This window comes from methanotrophic endosymbiont of Bathymodiolus puteoserpentis (Logatchev) (assembly GCF_900128525.1).
GTDB lineage: Bacteria > Pseudomonadota > Gammaproteobacteria > Methylococcales > Methylomonadaceae > Methyloprofundus.
Window position 1 is genome coordinate 36,642 of sequence record NZ_FQTQ01000083.1, and the last position, 20,897, is coordinate 57,538.

Here is a 20,897-nt window from a genome sequence, read left to right on the forward strand (position 1 = left end):
CGTTCAGTCAGGGTTGGCTGTGTTTCCGGGTATAATCTCTAAGGCTATTCAATAAAAATAAGCTGCTTATCTAAAAATTGCTGTAATGCTTCAAGCGCAGCATTTTGTAAAGCTTCTGAACTGTTTTCCGGCAATATTTCTTTTAGGCAGTCATTAATAAGTTTGGTTTGTGGCTCTTGTAAAGTCTGTAGTAAACGAAAACTCATCGGTGCTAATTCGATAAATTTCACTTCATCTTGATAGTCTCGGTAAACGGCTAGATAAGTTGCTTGCTTCGGTGCTTCTGTTGGTAAATAGTTGGGTGAAATTTTGTGCACAGGGTATTGGTATGCTAAAAGATAAGTTAAGGGGGAAAGGCTTATCTTATGCGCGAGTGTTAATCTTGGGTTGTCAGTTTTTTCAGGTAAAATATCTTGTGCGATAGATAAGGCCATTTCAACCCATTCATAATGCGCGAGTTCGAGCATAAACGGAAAGTCATCTGCTTGTTTCTGGCGTTCATTTTGTAAATATAGAATAAATTCTTCAGGTATTTCTGAAAAATAAGGGGTAGTGCTTTGGTGTTGGCTAAAAAAGTCTTGTGCTAATTGTTGCCACTGTTCTTGATCTAATATTGTATGTAATACCGGAAAGTTACTGGATAGAAAGCCTTCTACGTTATTAAAGAATAGCTCGCGGTACATTTGCATGCGTTGCGGGGCAACATCGATTGGGCATGCGCTAGTGTCAGGGTTGCGGATATAGGCTGAAAATTCAGCTTGCTTGGCTTTGAAGTCGATTTTAGGCTGAGAGTTGTTCATTATTCGTATGCCATGCATTTTGTAAGGATTGGATGGTGCTTACTTCGCTTAATAGCTCTGCGACACTGGGGATATTGAAATCTCTTTCTAATAGTGTCGGAAAAACACCGTATAAAGCATAGGCCTTTTCTAGTAATTGCCACACAGGGTCGATAATGTCTGCACCGTGAGTATCGACTAGAAAATCTTCGGCTTCAACATAATGTCCGGCAATATGCACATAACTTATACGTTGAGCAGGGAGTGATTGTAAAAATTGTTCAGCATCGTAGTTGTGATTTACACTATTTACATAGATGTTATTAACATCTAATAGTACATCACAATCTGCTGCTTCAACGACAGCATTAAAAAAATCAATTTCGGACATTTCTTGGCCTGGTGCAGCATAGTAAGAAACATTTTCGATGGCGATTTTTTGTCCTAATATATCTTGCACGCGCCGTATTCTTTGAGCAACATGATTTACTGCCTCTTCGGTAAAGGGGATAGGCATAAGGTCATATAAGTGCCCGTTGTTGCTACAATAACTTAAGTGTTCACTATAAAATTTGATTTTATGCTCATGCATAAAGTTTTTTAAGTTTTTTACAAAGTCTTCGTCGAGCGGGTCGGTGCTACCAATGGAGAGTGATAAACCATGACAAACAAAAGGGTGACGCTCAGTCATGGCTTTAAATTGTTTGCCTAGTTTGCCGCCTAAGGTCATCCAGTTTTCTGGTGCAACTTCATAAAAATCAACATTTTTTAGTGGGCTAGCAAGTGCTTCGTCAAGAAAAGAGCGACGTAAACCAAGGCCTGTGCCATGAACTAAGTTTTGCGTATGGTGCATGAGTTTTCCTGAATAGCGAAATATGATAGTCGAATTATAACCTTTTTTTCGTGTAAGGATTTAAATGCACGAGCACAGTTATTTTTTAAATTTGTACTATAAAAAACAGCATAAGCCGTTTTTTAATTGATTAATCATTTCATTATTTTGCCGCTTATTTTGAGCATGCCGCACTTGTCATTAAATATCAAATTAATAATATTAGCTTGTGTCCTTATTTCGTGCGCAGGAATGGGCCTTCTTATTTATAGAGTATGATTTTTGACAAACCCCAATACTTAATGCCTGTTTTTAGGTTAAAATAGTGCAATTAATTGTAATAATCGTTTTTTATGGGCCATGCAAAATCAAATTAATACTGATAATTTAAGAATCCGTAAGACTAGAGGTGTTATGGCTCCAGTGCTGATTCATGATGAATTGCCACTGACGGAAGTCGTTGCTAAAACTATTCAACAAGCTCGTCAAGCTGTGCATAATATTTTAAGCGATCAGGATGATCGCTTAGTTGTGGTTGTCGGCCCATGTTCTATTCATGACCCTAAAGCGGCTCTTGAGTATGCTAGTAAGCTTCGAGTTATTAAAGATAAATTAAAGCAAGATTTGCATATTATTATGCGTGTCTATTTTGAAAAGCCGAGAACAACAGTAGGCTGGAAAGGGTTAATTAATGATCCTGATCTAGATGGTAGTTTTAATATCAATAAAGGCTTGCGTATTGCACGGAAGCTATTGTTGGATTTGAATAGCCAAGGAATACCAGCAGCGACTGAATATTTGGATTTAATTACCCCTCAATATGTATCTGATTTGATTGCTTGGGGGGCAATTGGCGCAAGAACGACTGAAAGTCAGTGTCACCGAGAACTTGCCTCGGGATTATCTTGTCCGGTTGGCTTTAAAAATGCGACAGATGGTACGATAGCTATTGCTAATGATGCGATTAAAGCGGCTATGAATCCACATCATTTTTTATCTGTGACTAAAGAGGGTAATTCAGCTATTTTTTCCACTACGGGTAATGAAGATGTGCATATAATTTTACGTGGTGGTAGTGGTGGCCCTAATTATGATGCGGTCAGTGTTGATAAGGTGGCTCGTGGCATGGAGAAGTCGGGTTTAAAAGCCAATATTATGATTGATTTAAGCCATGCTAATAGTCTAAAACAGTGTCAACGGCAGTTATTAGTTGGCGAGGATGTTGCAGAGCAAGTAGCGAGAGGTGATCATCGTATTATGGGTGTGATGATTGAAAGTCATTTGCACGCAGGGCGGCAGGATGTTGTGGCAGGTCAAGCATTGGTTTATGGGCAAAGCATTACTGATGGCTGTATAGGCTGGAATGATACTGAGACTTTATTGAATAATTTGGCCGTCGCTGTACAAAGTAGAAGAACAGTAAAAAATTAACAGGAACAAAAAGCATGAATGTTTATGTAAATGGCGAAACTAAGCAATATACAGAAAATAGTACTATCGCAGATATTGTTAGCGAGTTGGGTTTAGAAAATAAACGCATTGCTGTTGAATTAAATAAAGAAATTTTACCGTTTAATCAGTATGCACAGACTACTTGTCAGGAGGGCGACTATATAGAGGTTGTACAAGCGATTGGCGGTGGGCAGGGTGATAGCTTTACTATTGCTGGTCAAGAGTTTAAGTCGCGACTATTGATTGGTACTGGAAAATATAAGGATTTAGAAGAATCACGCTTGGCGATAGAGGCAAGTGGGGCGGAGATTGTGACGGTAGCTATTAGGCGTACCAATATCGGTCAAAATCCAGGTGAGCCAAATTTATTAGATGTTATTTCACCAGATAAATATACTATTTTACCTAATACAGCAGGTTGTTTTACCGCTGATGATGCAGTTCGAACATGTCGTTTGGCGCGTGAATTACTCGGTGGCCATAAGCTGGTTAAATTGGAAGTTCTAGCCGATCAAAAAACCTTATTGCCGGATATTATAGAGACTTTGTCGGCCGCAGAATTATTGGTTAAAGATGGCTTTGATATTATGGTTTATACGAATGATGATCCCATAATTGCTAAACGCTTGGAGGATATAGGATGTGTTGCAGTTATGCCGTTAGCTGCGCCTATTGGTTCGGGTTTAGGGGTACAAAATTCCTATAATATTTTGACTATAGTAGAAAATGCAAATGTGCCTATTTTGGTTGATGCGGGTGTGGGTACGGCATCAGATGCTGCTATTGCCATGGAATTAGGGTGTACAGGTGTATTAATGAATACGGCGATTGCGGCAGCTCAAAACCCAGTATTAATGGCTTCGGCAATGAAGAAAGGCATACAGGCAGGTCGGGAGGCGTATTTGGCAGGAAGAATGCCAAGAAAACGCTTTGCCTCAGCGTCTTCACCATTAGACGGATTAATTGCTTAAGTTTTAAATATGTCCAAAGAAGAAGTACAAAATCCGCCACGTATTAAGAGCTTTATTCGCCGAATTGGACGGATGACGGGGGCGCAAAGAAATGCTGTTGATACTTTGTGGGATAAATACTGTTTAAATCCAGAAGTTGTTTGTGATTTGCCCATTATTTTTGGACGTAGTGCTCCGGTTATTTTGGAAATTGGTTTTGGCAATGGCGAAAGTTTGGCCAAAGTCGCAGAAGATAACCCAGATAAAGATTATATTGGCATTGAAGTGCATAAGCCGGGAGTGGGTAATTTATTAGCACAACTGGAAAGAAAGCAAATTAGCAATGTTAGAATTTTTTATCATGATGCTATCGATGTTTTAGAACAATGCATTCCAGATGTTAGTTTATCAGGTATACACCTGTTTTTTCCTGATCCTTGGCATAAAAGAAAGCATCATAAACGACGTATTGTGCGACCTAGCTTTGTTAAACTTATTGCGCAAAAAATAAAGCCTGAAGGTTATTTTCATGCGGCGACAGATTGGCAGCATTATGCAGAACATATGTTGAAAATTTTGTCAGGAGCAGAGTACTTTGTTAATGCTAGTGCCAGCCAAAACTATTGTTCAAGGCCAGACTATCGGCCTTTAACAAAATTTGAGCGGCGTGGCTTGCGTTTAGGGCATGGTGTTTGGGATTTGATTTTTAAACGATTGTAAGGAGTTAGCCCTAAATTGATGCTCATAATTGTTAGAAAGAAGTAATTGGCACAGGCATTGGTAAGAAATACTTAGAAAAATCGTTTATTTTTTAGCAGTTTTTTGTTTTTAGGCTACAATTCGTCTTATAGGTGTAGGCATTGAGTTTAGATGGTTTGTTATTTCAAATGATATAAATTGCGGTTTCTATCAATATCAGCGATAAGGCACGGGATGTATGGAATTTAAAAAGCAGTTACATGAATATTCGCAATGGCGAGAAGAAATTGTCCAAGCAATTGAAATGTACAGAGAGTGGCGTGACCGTTATGGGTTAAGCGACCCGAATAGTACAGATACCTTGTTAAATATGCTGAATGGCCTGAGTCATGATCGTATTACCTTGGCGTTTGCGGCTGAATTTTCTCGTGGTAAAACTGAGCTTATTAATTCCTTATTTTTTGCTGAAACAGGTATCAGGTTATTACCATCATCTGCTGGACGTACTACGATGTGCCCGACGGAACTATTTTATGATGAAGCGGGTAGTTATATTCGTTTATTGAATATAGAAAGTCGCTTGGAAGATATTTCTTTGGTTGAATACAAACAAAGCCCAGAACGATGGATGCAAATTGATCTGGATTGTAATTCACCTGCACAAATGCAAGAAGCTTTTAAAGAATTAGTGGCTGTTAAAACAGTTTCTAAGGAAGATGCGGATAAATTGGGTTTATGGAATGAGCGTGAAGCAGCTGAATTAGGGATGCTAGATAGAAATGAGGTAGAAATACCTTGTTGGCGGCATGCTTTAATTAGCTTCCCTCATCCTTTACTAAAAGAAGGCTTGTGTATTTTAGATACGCCTGGGCTAAATGCCTTGGGTACTGAGCCCGAATTGACTTTAAATATGTTGCCTAGCGCACAAGCCATTATTTTTGTTTTGGCAGCTGATACTGGGGTAACAAAAAGTGACTTGGAAATGTGGCGCAATCATATCAGTATAGCTCGAGGTACTGGCAAGCAAGGTCTTGCTGTGGTCATGAATAAAATTGATTCTATGTGGGATGATTTAGCTGGAGATGCCGGTTATGACGCATCAATTGCTTCACAGGTTAAAAATTCTGCATCCATTTTAGGTGTCAGTGAAGAGTTAATCTTTCCGGTCTCTGCTAAGCAGGCGTTGTTAGCGAAAATTAAATCTGATGATGCCTTGCTAGAGAAAAGTCGTTTGGCAGGATTAGAAAACTATTTGTCAGATAACATTTTGCAGCATCGGCGCACTATTTTAATGGAAACCGTGGCGCATAATATTGGTTTCTTAGTTAAGGAGTCCCTAAGCCTGACTGAGATAAAATATAAAAATGCAATGGCTCAATTGGAGGAATTTAAGAAAATAGATTTTGAAAATGCTGATATGACGGGGAAATTGATGGCCGAAACACGTGACCGTCAAAATGCTTATTTAGTTAATGTGGAAAACTTCCAAGCCAGCCGCCGAGTTTTTAGTGTGCAAGCTAGAATGCTAGTGGACTCTTTGGCAAAAGAGAGGATTGATGAGGTTATTCGTCGTACTAAAGATGACATGTCTAAAAGCCTGACTACTTACGGCATGAAACAGAATATTCGCAAGTTGTTTGATGAGTTGCGTGATTTATTACAAGACGCAGTTGATACAACAAATGAAACTCGCCGCTTAGTAAAGGCGATTCATAAGAAATTTAGAGATGAGTACGGCTTTAAAGAAATTGAGCCGAAGTTATTTTCAATTAAGCAATATCAATTTGAGTTAGAGCAAATCTTTGAGGAAGGAGAGCTTTTTCGCTCTAGTGCTAGAACAACCATGACTGAGCAAAGTGTTGTGGTGAAAAAGTTATACAGTACCATTATCTCAAAAGCACGTGAAGTACTGAAGCGTGCGAATAAAGATGCAACAACTTGGAGTAATAGTGTGCTCTCGCCTTTGATGCATCAAATTAAAGACCATAAAAAGCAAATTGAAAGCCGTTTGCAAATGTTACGTAAAATTAGTGGGTCGAAAGAAAGTATTGAAGAAAATATTGCTAACCTTGCTGCTGAATTAGGTCCATTAAAGCAGCAGCATAGGGAGTTAAAAATGATTATTAAGGCAATGAAAGTAGATAATATTACTGAGTACAAAGACACTAGTGCAGCAGCCTTGAAATAAGCGGCTAGTCATTTTTAAACACAACCAGTTATGCTGTTTTTTTGTAACTTCTCATTATCCACAGGTATTTGAGATATTAAAATTATGTAGGATGCACTTCGTTCCTCAGCACATCCTACGATATTTTTGCGTCTATTAAAAAATGAGAACTTATATTTTTATTTGGTAAAATCAATGGCTTATATATTGGTTTATAGCCTGTATTCTTGTTTTTTTCCTCTCTGAGCGTCACTGTCATTAAGTTAAGAGCAATAGAATATGGGGCGCAGTGCTTTAGCCTGTTATTTCCAGCTATGAAAGCAGGCTAAAGCACTGCGCCCCAATGAGCTAATTTCTTAACTTAATGGTAGTGTCTCTGAGCGTGCCTTGCTGTTTCGTTCTTCCTCCTCCGAATAATATGATCCTCAAATTCTTAGTAAATAGCTTTCTTTGGCTTATGGTTGCTGTTTTGTAGCAGCTGCAGTAAGGCATCAATAACATTCATTAATTTAATCTTCGCACCTTAGATAGGAGGGTTGTGTGCATATTCATATTTTAGGTATTTGCGGTACATTTATGGGGGGGGTGGCTTTGATAGCTAGAGAGCTAGGCTATACCGTTAGTGGATCAGACCAAAATGTTTACCCGCCTATGAGCACTCAACTAACTGAGCAAGGTATACACTTAATGCACGGTTATAAGGCTGAGAATTTGACAATAAATCCCGATTTAGTGGTTATTGGTAATGCTATATCGCGTGGTAACCCTGAAGTAGAAGCGGTTTTGAACTTAGGCTTGAAATATACCTCAGGTCCACAGTGGCTCTCTGAATATGTATTGCAAGATAAGTGGGTTTTAGCGGTAGCGGGTACGCATGGTAAAACGACTACAAGTAGTATGTTGGCTTGGATCTTGGAGTACCAAGGGTTTAAGCCTGGGTTTTTAATTGGTGGTATTCCAATGAATTTTGGACTTTCTGCTCGTGCAGGAGAAACAGATTTTTTTGTTATTGAAGCGGATGAATATGATTCCGCTTTTTTTGATAAACGCTCTAAGTTTGTACACTATCGACCTAGAACAGTCATTTTAAATAATTTAGAATTTGATCATGCTGATATTTTTGATGATTTATCGGCAATTAAACGACAATTCCATCATTTAGTTAGAACTATTCCTGCGCAGGGTTTAATTATTGCACCTCAAGCAGATGCTAATGTGCAGGATATGTTAACCATGGGTTGCTGGACACCTGTGCAAGAAACAGCTATAGGACAGCAAGCTGACTGGCAAGCGGCATTAGTTAAGGAGGATGGTAGTCAATTCGAGGTTTTATTTGCCAATGAAAAACACGGGCAAGTAGAGTGGGGTTTGACTGGTTTGCATAACGTACATAATGGCTTAGCTGCAATTGCAGCAGCAAGGCATATAGGGGTGTTGCCTGTTGATGCAATAGCAGCATTAGCCCAGTTTAAAAATGTCAAGCGGCGTATGGAGGTCATTGCTAAAATTCGCGGTACGACGATTTATGATGATTTTGCCCATCACCCCACTGCGATTAAAATGACTTTAGAGGGCTTACGTCAGCATGTAGGTTCTGAGAAAATTATTGCCGTGCTTGAGCTTAGGTCAAATACTATGCGCATGGGTGTACATCGTAATGAATTGGCAAGTGCGCTCAGGTTGGCAGATAGAGTGCTTATTTATCAGTCGGAAAATTTAGCTTGGGATTTAAGTGAGCTGCAAGTTTATACTGATAAGATTCAAATTTGTATGTCGATAGGTGAGATTGTTACTAAATTGCAGCAAGAAGTTGCCGCACAAAGTCACTTTTTAATAATGAGCAATGGTAGTTTTGGTGGTATCTATCAGCGTATAAAGAGTGAGTTAAAATAGCAGGCTGCAAAAATACTCTCTGCTCTGTAATATGGTTGTCATATTTGCTGTACATAATAGCTGGTATCTTAATTTTAGTGATAGGTTTAAAAATGAAAATTACGTCTAAAGTGCGATCTTTAGCAGCGGCTGGTTTTGTTACAGCAGTGTTAGTAAGTACTTCAGCTAACGCAGTACAAACAGTTGACCCTAAACTTCCTGACTACCAAAAAGCAAGTGGTGTATCGGGTAATTTGTCAAGCGTTGGTTCTGATACTTTAGCTAACTTAATGACGTTATGGGCTGAGTCATTCAAGCGTAACTATCCAAATGTAAATATTCAAATTCAAGCGGCAGGTTCATCTACTGCGCCTCCAGCATTGACTGAAGCAACGGCTAATATTGGTCCTATGAGCCGTAAAATGAAAGATAAGGAGCTAGATGCTTTTGAAAGGAAGTACGGCTATAAGCCTACAGCGATTCCTGTTGCTATTGATGCTTTAGCCGTTTATGTCAATAAAGACAACCCTATTGAAGGTATGACGATTCCGCAAGTTGATGCGATTATGTCATCTACACGTAAATGTGGCTATCCAACAGATATAACAACTTGGGGTGATCTGGGTTTAACGGGGTCTTGGAAAAATAAAAGTATTCAGTTATATGGTCGTAACTCAGTATCAGGTACATACGGCTACTTTAAGAAAAAAGCGTTATGTAAGGGTGATTATAAGAATAATGTAAATGAGCAGCCTGGTTCTGCTTCTGTTGTGCAGTCTGTTTCAACTTCATTAAATGGTATCGGTTATTCAGGTATTGGTTATAAAACATCGGGAGTTAAGGCTGTTGCTTTGACTAAGAAAGCAAGGGGGGCTTTTATTGCGGCGACACCTGAAAATGCACTGTCAGGTAAATACCCATTAGCACGTTTCTTATATGTTTATGTTAACAAAAAACCTAATCAAGCTTTAGCGCCATTAGAAAGAGAGTTTATCAGAATGGTTTTGTCTAAAGAAGGCCAGAAAATTGTTATTAAAGATGGTTATATCCCATTGCCAGCTAAAGTAGTTAAGAAGTCATTGGCTGAATTGTTATAAGTTTTCAGGATGGATGGATGATATGGATATTATTGGGCAGGGATGCCACATTATCAAATCTACTATAGTCCTTGTTGTTTAAGTAGAAATGAGATTGAATTTAACTAGGTGCTATTTTTAATAGCTCCTAGTTTTTTTTGCTTGTTATTTTTGTGAGCAAGAGTTGATTCATGTTTTTGTCATATAAAGTTTGTATAATTGATTTATGATACAACTATTTTGTTCGTTAAACTATGACAGCATCTAAACTTCAGATAAGTGAAACTTATCAAAAGTGGCGTAAGATAAAAGACCAATTCACCCGTTATGGCGTCGTTGCCGGTGGTCTGGGTGTTATTGTCGCCATTGTCTTAATTTTCTTCTATTTAATGTATGTGGTTTATCCGCTATTTGTTTCGGCAGATGCTCATGCTTTATATCAATATGAATTACCTGAAAAATCAGCGGGTAAGAGCCTGTATCTCGCAACAGAGGAGCAAAATGAAGTTGCGGCACGTTTTACCGATCAAGGTAAAGCAGTTTTCTTTGCTACAGCAACGGGTAAGGTTCGTAACATAGTCTCAGTCGTTCCTAGTGATGCAAAAATAACTAGTTTTAGTGTTGGTACGCCATCGCGAGGATATATTGCATATGGTTTAAGCAATGGTGGTGTCATTATTGCACGACATAAATATCAAATAACTTATCCTGATAATAAGCGCTTTATTACTCCGCAGATTGAATTTCCTCAGGGTGAACAAGCATTGCAGATAGACCCTCAAGGTCAAGCAATTACTCATCTGGCTTTTAGAGTCGGTGAATCAGGGACTACCTTAGTCGTAAGAACGTTAGATAACCGAGTACTATTAACTAACTTTTTTAAAGAAGAGTCACTTTTTTCTGATGATGAAAGTTTTGAGCGTGTTGATGTAGAAATCGATGTTGATTCTAAGGACCTTGAATATATTTTGCTCGATAAAGAGCAGCGCAATTTATATTTAGCGAGCCGTACGGGGCGCTTAAGTATGTTTAATATTAGTGATAAAGAAAGTCCTCGGCTTATTCAGCACACTGAGCTATTACATGTAGGAAGTAAGTTAACAAGCTTAGTGTTTTTGACGGGCGAGCTTTCTTTGTTGGCGGGTGACAGTACAGGCTTGGTTTCGCAGTGGAGCGCAGTGCGTGATATGAGTAACCATATATCACTACAAAAGTTACGTGCCTTTAAAGTTTCAGATTATGCGATTACCGATATTGATGGTGAGCAACGCAGAAAAGGTTTTATTGTGGTCGATGCTAAAGGTGTTGTTGGGGTTTATCACTCAACTGCTGAAAGGGAGTTGTTGAGAGAGAAAATTACTTCAGCGCAACCGGAATTGTTGGCTATGTCACCGAGGGCTAATGTTTTCCTGCTTCAAGATAAGCAGGGTATGATTTATATCTGGGGTGTTGAGAATGAACATCCAGAAGTTTCAATCAAATCTATTTGGCAAGAAGTTTGGTATGAAAGCTACCCTAAGCCTGATTATATTTGGCAATCTTCTTCTTCAAGTAATGATTTTGAACCTAAATATAGCTTAACGCCCTTAGTTTTTGGGACTTTGAAGGCGGCATTTTACGCAATGATGCTTGCTGTACCACTAGCCATTATGGGGGCTATTTATACTGCATATTTTATGACCTCTAGTTTGCGTAGAGTGGTGAAGCCAAGTATTGAAATTATGGAAGCTTTACCGACCGTCATTTTAGGCTTCTTGGCTGGCCTTTGGTTAGCTCCTTTTGTGGAAGAGAACTTGATGGCGGTGTTTAGTATTTTATGTGCGCTCCCTGTTGCAGTGCTGTTGTTCGCTTATATGTGGCAATATATCCCTAAAAATATACGATTACGCATAGGGGAGGGGACTGAAGTGCTTATATTAGTCCCTGTTATTATTTTGGCAACGTATTTTGCGATTAGCATCAGTAGCCCTATAGAAAATATGATGTTTGGTGGAAGCTTGATTTCTTGGTTTAACAATGAGTGGGGAATAGGCTATGATCAACGCAACTCCTTAGTGGTTGGTATAGCAATGGGATTTGCCGTTATTCCGACGGTTTTCTCTATTACGGAAGATGCTATTTTTAGTGTCCCTAAGCATTTAACGGTTGGTTCTTTGGCTTTAGGCGCAACGCCTTGGCAAACGATGACCAAAGTTGTGCTATTAACTGCCAGTCCTGGTATTTTTTCCGCTGTTATGATTGGTTTAGGGCGTGCGGTAGGTGAGACAATGATTGTATTAATGGCAACGGGTAACACGCCGGTTATGGATTTAAGTATCTTTCAGGGAATGCGTACCTTATCGGCGAATATTGCTGTGGAAATGCCTGAGGCTGAAGTTGATAGTACGCATTACCGTGTATTATTTCTTGCTGCTTTAGTGTTGTTTGCCTTTACCTTTGTTTTTAATACCTTGGCTGAAATTATTCGTCAACGTCTCCGTGAAAAATATAGTTCATTATGATAATACTTAATTATACAATTTCAGATTTAAAGGTGCCGGTATGATGCGTGAATGGTTCAAAACGGGTGCACCTTGGGTGTGGCTAAATGCAGCGGCAGTCAGTTTAAGTCTCATTATGGTGTTTGGCTTATTAGCTTTAATAGCAATACGGGGGCTGGGGCATTTTTGGCCCGCCGATGTTGCTTCTATTCGTTATGTGGAAAAAGCGAATGAGCAGCCTATCACCCTCGCAGGTGAAATAGTTGACCAGCAAGTATTAAAGCCTGAGCTTGCCAAAGCAGCAGGTTATACGCCGGAACAAGCAGCAGCAGGCTTAACACAGTACTTGGTTAAAACAGGTAATAGAGATATTAGTGGTTTGGATTTTCGTTGGTTACTCGGAAAAGATATTAAGAAAACCGATTACCCTGAAAACTTAATGGTACTTGAGCGCCGTGAATGGGGTAACTTTTATGGTTATTTAGACACTATAAAAGAAAATGGAAAAGTGGTTGCCCAGGGGGAACAGGCGTGGACAGTATTAGAGGAACGAATGGTGCGTACCTTAGATATCTTTGAGCAAATTAAAGATATTGAAAAAGGGGAGATTGGTGCGATTAATTACCAACTAGAGCGACTGCGTTTAAAAGAGCGGAAATTAGAGTTAGAGGGAAAATTAAACACCAGGGCTAAGCAGGAAATTGCTGCTGAGAAACTGGAATTTGAAAAAAAATATCAGGGGTTACAAGCAAATTTAGCTGATCTTAATCAGGAAATTAGGCGCGATAGTTTAACTGCAACAGTCGCGAGTGGACGGAAAGTTGAAATCCCTTTAGAAAAAATTGTACTTTACTATCAACCTAATGCAATGAGTTTTTTGCAGAAGATTGGGCATTATGGCGCGAAGGCTTGGGAATTTGTAAGCGAAGAGCCACGTGAGGCAAATACCGAAGGGGGTGTTTTTCCTGCTATTTTTGGAACCATTATGATGGTGATGATTATGGCGGTGATTGTTACGCCATTTGGTGTGATTGCTGCTATTTATATGCGTGAATACGCTAAGCAAGGCATTTTGACCCGTATTATACGAATTGCTGTGAATAATTTAGCCGGTGTACCTTCGATTGTTTATGGTGTATTTGGTTTGGGTTTTTTCGTTTATATTTTGGGGGGAAATATAGATAGTTTGTTTTTTCCTGAGGCGTTGCCAGCACCAACTTATGGTACGCCTGGCATGTTTTGGGCTTCATTGACGCTAGCTCTATTGACCTTGCCCGTTGTTATTGTGTCCACCGAAGAAGGCTTATCGCGTGTCCCTAAATCAATTCGTGAAGGGAGTTTGGCATTAGGTGCGACAAAAGCTGAAACGTTATGGTTGACCGTATTGCCTATGGCAAGCCCGGCAATGATGACGGGCTTGATTTTGGCTGTTGCACGAGCGGCAGGGGAGGTGGCCCCTTTAATGTTGGTCGGCGTGGTAAAATTAGCACCGACGCTACCTTTAGATGGTAATTTCCCTTTTATGCATTTGGACAGAAAGTTTATGCATCTAGGCTTTCATATTTATGATGTGGGCTTTCAAAGCCCGAATGTTGAAGCGGCTAGACCACTAGTTTATGCAACCTCATTATTATTGGTCATGGTGATTATTAGCTTAAATTTATTTGCGGTTAATATCAGAAACCATTTACGCGAGAAGTATAAAGCCTTAGAAAATTAATGGCGGCTACACCGTTAATATCGAATATTATTTCAAAAATAAACTGAGTGATCTTATGAGTTCAGAACCTGTACGTACACATGCCATTGATATGAGTGCTATTGCACAAAAAAATCAATCCAATAAAGGTAAGAATGAAACGAGTATACAAATACAAGACTTAAACTTGTTTTATGGAGAGAAACAGGCTCTGCATGGAATTAATATGGAGATACCGAAGAAGCAAGTGACGGCTTATATCGGCCCAAGTGGTTGTGGTAAATCGACTTTATTGCGTTGTATTAATCGTATGAATGATTTGGTTGATATTGCTAGAATCGAAGGTAAGATAAGTATCGAAGGTAAAGATATTTATCAGCCGGGTGTTGATGTTGCTGAATTGCGTCGTCATGTCGGTATGGTCTTTCAAAAACCGAACCCTTTTCCTAAGTCTATTTATGAAAATGTTGCCTATGGTTTGCGTATTCAAGGTATTAATGATCGTCGAATTTTAGATGAAGTAGTAGAAAAGTCATTACGTGGTGCAGCGATTTGGGATGAAGTAAAAGATCGTTTGCAAGATAATGCGCTAGGCATATCTGGTGGGCAGCAGCAGCGTTTGGTTATTGCGCGTGCAATTGCTATTGAGCCGACAATTTTATTGCTAGATGAGCCATCGTCAGCGCTGGATCCTATTTCATCATTAAAAATTGAAGAATTAATTAATGAGTTGAAAGAAACCTATACCATTGTTATCGTTACTCATAATATGCAACAAGCAGCGCGAGTTTCTGATTACACTGCCTTTATGTATATGGGCGATTTAATTGAGTTTGGAGATACCAATACTATCTTCACTAATCCTGAGAAAAAGCAGACTGAAGATTATATTACCGGTCGTTACGGCTAAAAACGATATTGAGTGAGTAAAAAAATGGAAAAGCAGCAAATAGGTAAGCATATTTCTCATAAATTTAATGAAGAAATAGAAGATATCCGTAATCAATTTTTAATCATGGGCGGTCTTGTTGAGCAACAGTTAGCGGATGCTGTGGAAGCCTTAGTGACAGGCAATCTTGAATTAGCTGAAAAAGTGATCCAAAGTGATACTGATGTTAATAATTTAGAACATGATATTGATGAGTCTTGTTTGTTAATTATTGCTAAAAGGCAGCCAGCTGCTTTTGATTTACGTTTATTAATTGCTATTTCTAAAGCGATTACTGAGCTAGAACGTGTTGGTGATCAAGCTAAGCGTATTGCTGATATGGCAATTAAACTAGAAGAATTTAATAAAGGATATACGGATTTTCATGAGCTAAAGCATTTGTTAGAGCTAGTCAGGTCCATATTAAATGGCGCACTAGATTCTTTTGCACGATTAGATGTAGAGAGCGCAGTTGACGTAGTTTTACGAGATAAAGACGTTGATGAAGAGTATATTAGTATTTTTCGTCAGCTTACTTTATCTATGATGGAGGATAGCCGTAATATTAAGCGTACACTAAATATTATGAACGCGATTCGCTCCCTAGAAAGAATTAGTGATCATGCTGGTAATGTTTGTGATTATGTGATTTATGCCGTACAAGGCTTGGATGTTAGGCATATTCCTGATGATAAGGTTAAGGCGGCGGTATTAGGTCATAGCGCTTAACTTCAAGTGATTAACTTTACGATGCAAGATACCTTGTATGGAAGACAAGCAAAAGCTTAGCTTGGAGCCATCATATTAAAATCTGGTCGATATTTTATTTACAATTTGTTTATGAAGAGTTCAGCTAGTGCCTCAATTTTCACAAGGCTGTGACTTACCTATTGCCTTCCTTTCTGCTGAAAAATCTTACTCTGCCCTATGCTTGCTCTTTTATCTCTTGTTAAATAAGCTTTCTGGCGTATAAAATAGGTAAAGACATAATCTAAATCGGAGAGAATAATGGGTTTAAATATTGAAAGCGAGAGTTCAAAAGGCGTAAGGGGCTATGTAGCCATTATGGGGATGCTCATTATTATTCTTGGAATGGTGGCCAGTGTGCAGGCAGATGGTTCGGTTATTCCTGATATAATGATGCTGCTAGGATTGATCGTCGTACTTGTGGCTGAAAAATCTTCATTAAATGAAGGCCCTAATAATTAATCTAGATAGGCGTAGGATGGAATAGCGCGAGCGTTTTCCATCCTACGTTGTTTTTTTGAAGTACAGAATTAATCGAGTTCCTAATAATATCGACATCACGGCCGAATAAAAAAGTGGCTCACTTATATCTGATTTTACTAACCATAAATAATGGGTGATAGCGCTGATACCGGCTATATAGACTAATTTATGTAATTGCAGCCAATGTTTACCTAAGCGTTTTTGTATCGTTTTGCTTGAGCTTAGTGCTAGAGGCGTGAGCAGTAGAAAAGTCAGCAGTCCGACTAGAATATAAGGGCTTTGCGGGACTTCATCAATAAAATGTGTCCAAGAAAGGGATAAGTCCAAAAGGATATAAACCAAAAAATGTAAGCTGGCATAAAAATAGGCAAACAGCCCCATCATGCGCCGAAAGCGTATCGGCCAGCTTTGTTGTAGTAGTTTTCTTAGTGGCGTTAAGGCAAGAGTGATACAGAGAAAACGTAAAGCCCAATCACCTAATGTAAAATGTAAAGTTTCAACAGGATTCGCACCTAATTGATCGCGCAGTGTGTCGTTAACTAAGAGCAGGAAAGGTGTCAGGCTGAGTAAGAAAATGCTAATTTTTATAACAACCCAATGGGTTCTGGATAAATGCATTAGAAATGCTTTTTAAGATCCATACCCGTATAAAGTGAGGCAACTTGTTCGCCGTAGCCATTAAATAATTCGGTTTTGCGTTTTGGTGTGAAAATACTAGCACCTAATATGCGTTCTCTGCTTTGACTCCAGCGTGGATGTGGTACGTGCGGATTTACGTTAGCATAAAAGCCATATTCACCTGCTGCCATTTTATTCCACGCAGTGGCTGGCATGGTTTCACTGAAACGAATTTTGACAATGGCTTTAATACTTTTAAACCCGTATTTCCATGGTACAACTAAGCGCAATGGCGCGCCATTTTGTTTGGGTAGGTCTTCGTCATACATGCCTGTTGCTATAAAGGCTAAGGGGTGCATGGCTTCATCGATTCTTAAAGCCTCAACATAAGGCCAGTCGAGAGATTTACCGCGCTGTCCGATCATGACTTCTGGGTTATATAGTGTAGTAAATTCGGCAAATTTTGCTTTTGCTGTAGGTTTGAATTGTTGCAGCATCGCACCGAGAGGGAATCCTATCCACGGAACTACCATAGACCACGCTTCGACACAGCGAAATCGGTAAATGCGCTCTTCAAGTGGGTTGTTTTTGAGTATGTCTTCTAAATTAAATTCCCCTGTTTTTTCCGCTTCACCTTCAATCGTAATCGTCCAAGGACTCGTTTTTAATGGCCGGGCTAAAATGGTAGAGTCTTTTTTGTTGGTGCTGAATTCGTAATAATTAGTGTAATTAGTGGCATCTTCAATGCTGGTTACTTGTAGATTGGCAGAATAAGGCCCGCTAGGTACTTGTGCATATTTTTTAGCTTTTTCTGCGGTAGCAGTGTTAGGCAGTAGCGAGGTAATAGATAGCCCTGCAGCGGCTTTAATGATTTTCCGGCGGTTTAGAAAAATAGCTTTGTCGGTGATTTCGCTGCTTAAAATAGTTGATTTTTCCTTAATTAGCATAATTAATTCCCTTAAGCTGTTTTATTCAGTACGTGAGTGATAACTATAACTGAAAATCGATATAAAACAACTAGGCGTGCGACGTTGTTTTTTTCTGAGCAAGTTACTTATATGAAAGCTTGTGTAATGCCGGTAGGGCGAACTTTAGTCCGCTCTAAATTGCATGATGCCGTGGCAATGCAATGGAAAGTAGACTGGTAATCATAATAAATATAGCAGAAACAATAAGGCAGGAAATTAGGCCATATGATTGGTAAACCCAGCCTGATAAGAGAGTACCAACTAAGCGGCCTAAGGCATTAGCCATATAATAAAATCCTACATCCAGAGACACTCCATCTTCTTTCGCGTAAGCGATGATAAGATAGGAATGCACAGCAGAATTAACAGCGAATATTGCACCAAAGGCTAATAAACCAATAATTAACACACTGTCTGCTTGCCAGCCTTGCTGTAGAAAACCGGCTATAGCGAGTGGCATTATTGCTAGTAACGTTGCCCAAAGCATGGCTGTCCTACCATCAGGTATTTTTCCTCGGCGTATACCGGTTATTAAAGGAGAAGCGGATTGAACAAAGCCATAACCGATAACCCAGGCGGCTAATAACGTGCCCACTTCAGTATAATCCCAATATAAATGCTCTTGGAGGTATACCGGTAAGGCAATCACAAACCAAATATCACGAGCACCAAATAAAAAAAATCGTGCGGCTGATAACTGGTTAACAGCAGAGCTTTTAGAAAAAATATCTGTAAATTTAGGTTTATACTTAGTTTTTCCTAAATCTTTTTGTAGTAATAAAAAGCTTACCATTAAAGCGATTATTAAGCAGAATGCCAAAATGGCAATTGCAGCTCTAAAGCCTAGCAATGTTAAAAGTGTTGCTCCGAGAAAAAAACCAATACCTTTTAAGGTATTTTTTGAACCGGTGAGTAGAGCCACCCATTGATATAGTTTGCCTTGTGCATTATTAGGCGCTAAAAGTTTAATGCTGCTTTTTGCACTCATTTTATTCAGGTCTTTAGCAATGCCTGATATGGCTTGAGCGACCATTACATAGACAACACTGAGCAGAGAAGGTTCAACTAGAAGCATGCATAAAGCAACAATTTGTAGCGCTAGGCCAAAGTGAAGGGAGGTATTTAGGCCTATATGTGCAGCAAGCCACCCACCAATTAAGTTAGTGATAACGCCGCAGAACTCATATAACAAAAACAAACTAGCGACTTCAAATGGGCTGTAACCTAACTGGTGGAAATACAAAATCACCAGCATTCTGAGAGCGCCATCGGTCAGCGTAAAGACCCAGTAGCTTGCAGTGACTACCATGTATTGTCGTATAGGCGTATTCATGAACTGGTCCTTAGAGTGATTGCGCCAGCTTTTTAGTTAACTCCATCATGCGCTGCACATAACCAATTTCATTGTCATACCAAGTTAATATTTTGACTTGCGTACCATTAATGATCATTGTTGATAAAGCATCTACTGTACTGGAGTGAGTGTCATTGGTGTAATCAGCAGATACCAATGGTTTTTTTTCATAGCCTAAAATGCCTTTTAGCTTGCCCGTTGCGGCAGCCTCTAACGCGGCATTAACAACTTTGACGGTAACGGGCTGTTCAACTTCAAATACACAATCGGTTAAAGAGGCATTTGCTAAAGGAACTCGCACCGCAATACCATTTAATTTACCTTTTAATTCAGGGAAAATCTCAGTGATCGCTGTGGCAGAGCCTGTGCTAGTCGGAATTAACGATAAGCCACTAGCTCTGGCGCGACGTAAATCTTTATGATATTCATCAAGAATACTTTGTGTGTTGGTCATATCATGAATAGTAGTAATTGAGCCGTGTTTAATACCAAAACTCTCATGAATAACTTTAACGATGGGCGCAATGCAATTGGTGGTACAAGAAGCTGCAGTGACAATTTGGTGTACTTTAGGGTCATAAAGGTGATCATTAACGCCCATCACAATATTTAAAGTGCCATCTTTAATTGGCGCGGAAACGACAACTTTTTTAATGCCTTGATTAAGGTAAGGGGCGAGCGCTTCTTTGGATTTAAATTTACCGGTACATTCGACCACAATATCAACGCCAAGTTCATGCCACGGAGTATCTTCAAGTATCGTATTTTGGCTATAGCTGATTGACTGACCGTTGATTATAAGTTTGTTGTTTTCACTGTCAGCAACATGTTCCCAGCGGCCATGCACAGAATCAAAATTAAGCAAATGAGCGGCAGTTGCAGCATCACCTGCATTTTCATTGATATGTACAATTTCAAACTCCGGCCAATCCCATGCGGCACGGAATGCCAGTCTACCCATGCGGCCAAAGCCGTTGATTGCTATTTTAATAGTCATAATTCTCTCTTAACGTATATACGGATAAACAGATGTATCTAGGCGGTTTTTACTGGTTATTTATAACGCGTTACCTTAGCAGTTCTTTGTCTTGCCTACATTAGCAAGGTCAGATTGTATTTCTTTACTATTGGCAATATTGTCGTGAATAAAATTAAAGAGTGGTTTCAACTCTGATTGAGCGTAACCAGTTAGTTGATAGTACATCCAAACGCCTTCACGTCTAGCCGTGACAATCTTGTTATTGCGTAGATATGCTAAGTGGCGCGAGGTGACACTTTGAGATAAATTTAAAGTATCAACTAAATCACAAACACAAAGCTCCCCTTTTTTTAGCAATAAAGCCAAGATGCGTAAACGGATAGGCTCGGAGAGTGCTTTGAAAAGGTTAGCTAGGATATCTGTATTCATAAGACAATTATATTTGCTTAGGCAGATATAAGCAAGTGTACGAGTTTTTAGTGTTAGCATGCAAGGAGAAATGTGCAAACTTACTCTGGAGAGTGTATGAACGATGCAGGATTATGCGCTCATGACATGAATTCAGGAAATATTTTTGTTGTGGAAAATTAAACTATCTGTCCACCAATATCATAAATTAATGTTGTGCCTAGAACTATTGTCACTAGGCCAATGATGGTTTGTAAACTAATGTTTAGCCATGCAATTCCTTTTGCTGACTGCCTTAATGGGATGGCAATAATGAAGGAAAGTGCAGCCATACCAATGATTGAACCGATACCAAACATCAAGATGTATAACATGCCTGTCATAACTGATTCGACTGATTGCAGTG

The 20,897-nt window shown here is 39.3% G+C and carries 18 protein-coding genes and 1 pseudogene; 11 read left to right on the top strand and 8 right to left on the bottom strand.

Annotation, left to right across the window (positions count from 1 at the left end):
* Positions 1 to 44: 44 nt before the first annotated feature.
* Entirely contained in the window at positions 45 to 800 is a 756-nt protein-coding gene (locus tag BQ7314_RS07160; RefSeq protein WP_174483017.1) for an HvfC family RiPP maturation protein, read from the bottom strand.
* Positions 781 to 1,632 carry an HvfB family MNIO-type RiPP peptide maturase gene (locus BQ7314_RS07165; RefSeq protein ID WP_174483018.1) on the bottom strand — a complete coding sequence of 284 codons (852 nt, stop codon included), beginning with the start codon at positions 1,630 to 1,632 and terminating at the stop codon, positions 781 to 783. Before BQ7314_RS07165 ends, BQ7314_RS07160 begins: the two co-directional genes overlap by 20 nt.
* 339 nt (positions 1,633 to 1,971) lie before the next feature.
* Between BQ7314_RS07165 and aroG the strand changes: the two genes are divergently transcribed.
* The 11 genes from aroG to BQ7314_RS07220 all read left to right on the top strand — a co-directional run bounded on the left by aroG (position 1,972) and on the right by BQ7314_RS07220 (position 16,143).
* Positions 1,972 to 3,042 (top strand): 3-deoxy-7-phosphoheptulonate synthase AroG, encoded by a 1,071-nt coding sequence (aroG, locus tag BQ7314_RS07170; protein WP_174483019.1) that lies wholly within the window; start codon positions 1,972 to 1,974, stop codon positions 3,040 to 3,042.
* Between the two features lie 14 nt (positions 3,043 to 3,056).
* On the top strand, positions 3,057 to 4,034 hold the full coding sequence (thiS, locus tag BQ7314_RS07175; RefSeq protein WP_174483020.1) for a sulfur carrier protein ThiS: 978 nt from the start codon (positions 3,057 to 3,059) through the stop codon (positions 4,032 to 4,034).
* A 9-nt stretch (positions 4,035 to 4,043) separates the two neighbouring features.
* A complete protein-coding gene (trmB, locus tag BQ7314_RS07180) occupies positions 4,044 to 4,733 on the top strand; it encodes a tRNA (guanosine(46)-N7)-methyltransferase TrmB (RefSeq protein WP_174483021.1) in 690 nt (229 codons plus the stop codon).
* Between the two features lie 217 nt (positions 4,734 to 4,950).
* The gene (locus tag BQ7314_RS07185) at positions 4,951 to 6,900 is read left to right on the top strand and encodes a dynamin family protein (protein WP_245394939.1); all 1,950 of its coding nucleotides are present in this window, start codon (positions 4,951 to 4,953) and stop codon (positions 6,898 to 6,900) included.
* Between the two features lie 519 nt (positions 6,901 to 7,419).
* Positions 7,420 to 8,772, top strand: a complete 1,353-nt coding sequence (gene mpl / locus BQ7314_RS07190; RefSeq protein WP_174483022.1) for a UDP-N-acetylmuramate:L-alanyl-gamma-D-glutamyl-meso-diaminopimelate ligase — start codon at positions 7,420 to 7,422, stop codon at positions 8,770 to 8,772.
* 92 nt (positions 8,773 to 8,864) lie between these two features.
* Positions 8,865 to 9,848: a PstS family phosphate ABC transporter substrate-binding protein gene (locus tag BQ7314_RS07195; RefSeq protein ID WP_174483023.1), complete on the top strand. Its 984-nt coding sequence runs from the start codon at positions 8,865 to 8,867 to the stop codon at positions 9,846 to 9,848.
* A gap of 233 nt (positions 9,849 to 10,081) precedes the next feature.
* Positions 10,082 to 12,328, top strand: a complete 2,247-nt coding sequence (locus BQ7314_RS07200) for an ABC transporter permease subunit (protein ID WP_174483024.1) — start codon at positions 10,082 to 10,084, stop codon at positions 12,326 to 12,328.
* A 40-nt stretch (positions 12,329 to 12,368) separates the two neighbouring features.
* Positions 12,369 to 14,027 carry a phosphate ABC transporter permease PstA gene (gene pstA / locus BQ7314_RS07205; protein WP_174483025.1) on the top strand — a complete coding sequence of 553 codons (1,659 nt, stop codon included), beginning with the start codon at positions 12,369 to 12,371 and terminating at the stop codon, positions 14,025 to 14,027.
* A gap of 55 nt (positions 14,028 to 14,082) precedes the next feature.
* Positions 14,083 to 14,916 carry a phosphate ABC transporter ATP-binding protein PstB gene (gene pstB, locus BQ7314_RS07210; protein ID WP_174483026.1) on the top strand — a complete coding sequence of 278 codons (834 nt, stop codon included), beginning with the start codon at positions 14,083 to 14,085 and terminating at the stop codon, positions 14,914 to 14,916.
* Between the two features lie 12 nt (positions 14,917 to 14,928).
* Positions 14,929 to 15,663: a phosphate signaling complex protein PhoU gene (phoU, locus tag BQ7314_RS07215; protein WP_342590399.1), complete on the top strand. Its 735-nt coding sequence runs from the start codon at positions 14,929 to 14,931 to the stop codon at positions 15,661 to 15,663.
* Between the two features lie 279 nt (positions 15,664 to 15,942).
* Positions 15,943 to 16,143, top strand: coding sequence for a hypothetical protein (locus tag BQ7314_RS07220; protein ID WP_174483027.1), 201 nt, complete (start codon positions 15,943 to 15,945; stop codon positions 16,141 to 16,143).
* Between the two features lie 42 nt (positions 16,144 to 16,185).
* Here the strand turns inward: BQ7314_RS07220 and BQ7314_RS07225 are convergent, their stop codons facing one another.
* From BQ7314_RS07225 to BQ7314_RS07250, 6 genes and pseudogenes are all read right to left on the bottom strand, one after another.
* Complete coding sequence (locus tag BQ7314_RS07225; RefSeq protein ID WP_174483028.1) at positions 16,186 to 16,782, bottom strand: protein-methionine-sulfoxide reductase heme-binding subunit MsrQ; 597 nt, start codon at positions 16,780 to 16,782, stop codon at positions 16,186 to 16,188.
* On the bottom strand, positions 16,782 to 17,729 hold the full coding sequence (gene msrP / locus BQ7314_RS07230) for a protein-methionine-sulfoxide reductase catalytic subunit MsrP (protein WP_174483029.1): 948 nt from the start codon (positions 17,727 to 17,729) through the stop codon (positions 16,782 to 16,784). The genes BQ7314_RS07225 and msrP overlap by 1 nt, the downstream gene beginning before the upstream one ends.
* A gap of 154 nt (positions 17,730 to 17,883) precedes the next feature.
* Positions 17,884 to 19,083, bottom strand: a complete 1,200-nt coding sequence (gene arsJ, locus BQ7314_RS07235) for an organoarsenical effux MFS transporter ArsJ (RefSeq protein WP_174483030.1) — start codon at positions 19,081 to 19,083, stop codon at positions 17,884 to 17,886.
* A 10-nt stretch (positions 19,084 to 19,093) separates the two neighbouring features.
* On the bottom strand, positions 19,094 to 20,101 hold the full coding sequence (locus BQ7314_RS07240) for an ArsJ-associated glyceraldehyde-3-phosphate dehydrogenase (protein WP_174483031.1): 1,008 nt from the start codon (positions 20,099 to 20,101) through the stop codon (positions 19,094 to 19,096).
* Positions 20,102 to 20,176: 75 nt separating this feature from the next.
* On the bottom strand, positions 20,177 to 20,512 hold the full coding sequence (locus BQ7314_RS07245) for an ArsR/SmtB family transcription factor (protein WP_174483032.1): 336 nt from the start codon (positions 20,510 to 20,512) through the stop codon (positions 20,177 to 20,179).
* Between the two features lie 158 nt (positions 20,513 to 20,670).
* Positions 20,671 to 20,897, bottom strand: a pseudogene (locus BQ7314_RS07250) (urease accessory protein); the annotation flags it as partial.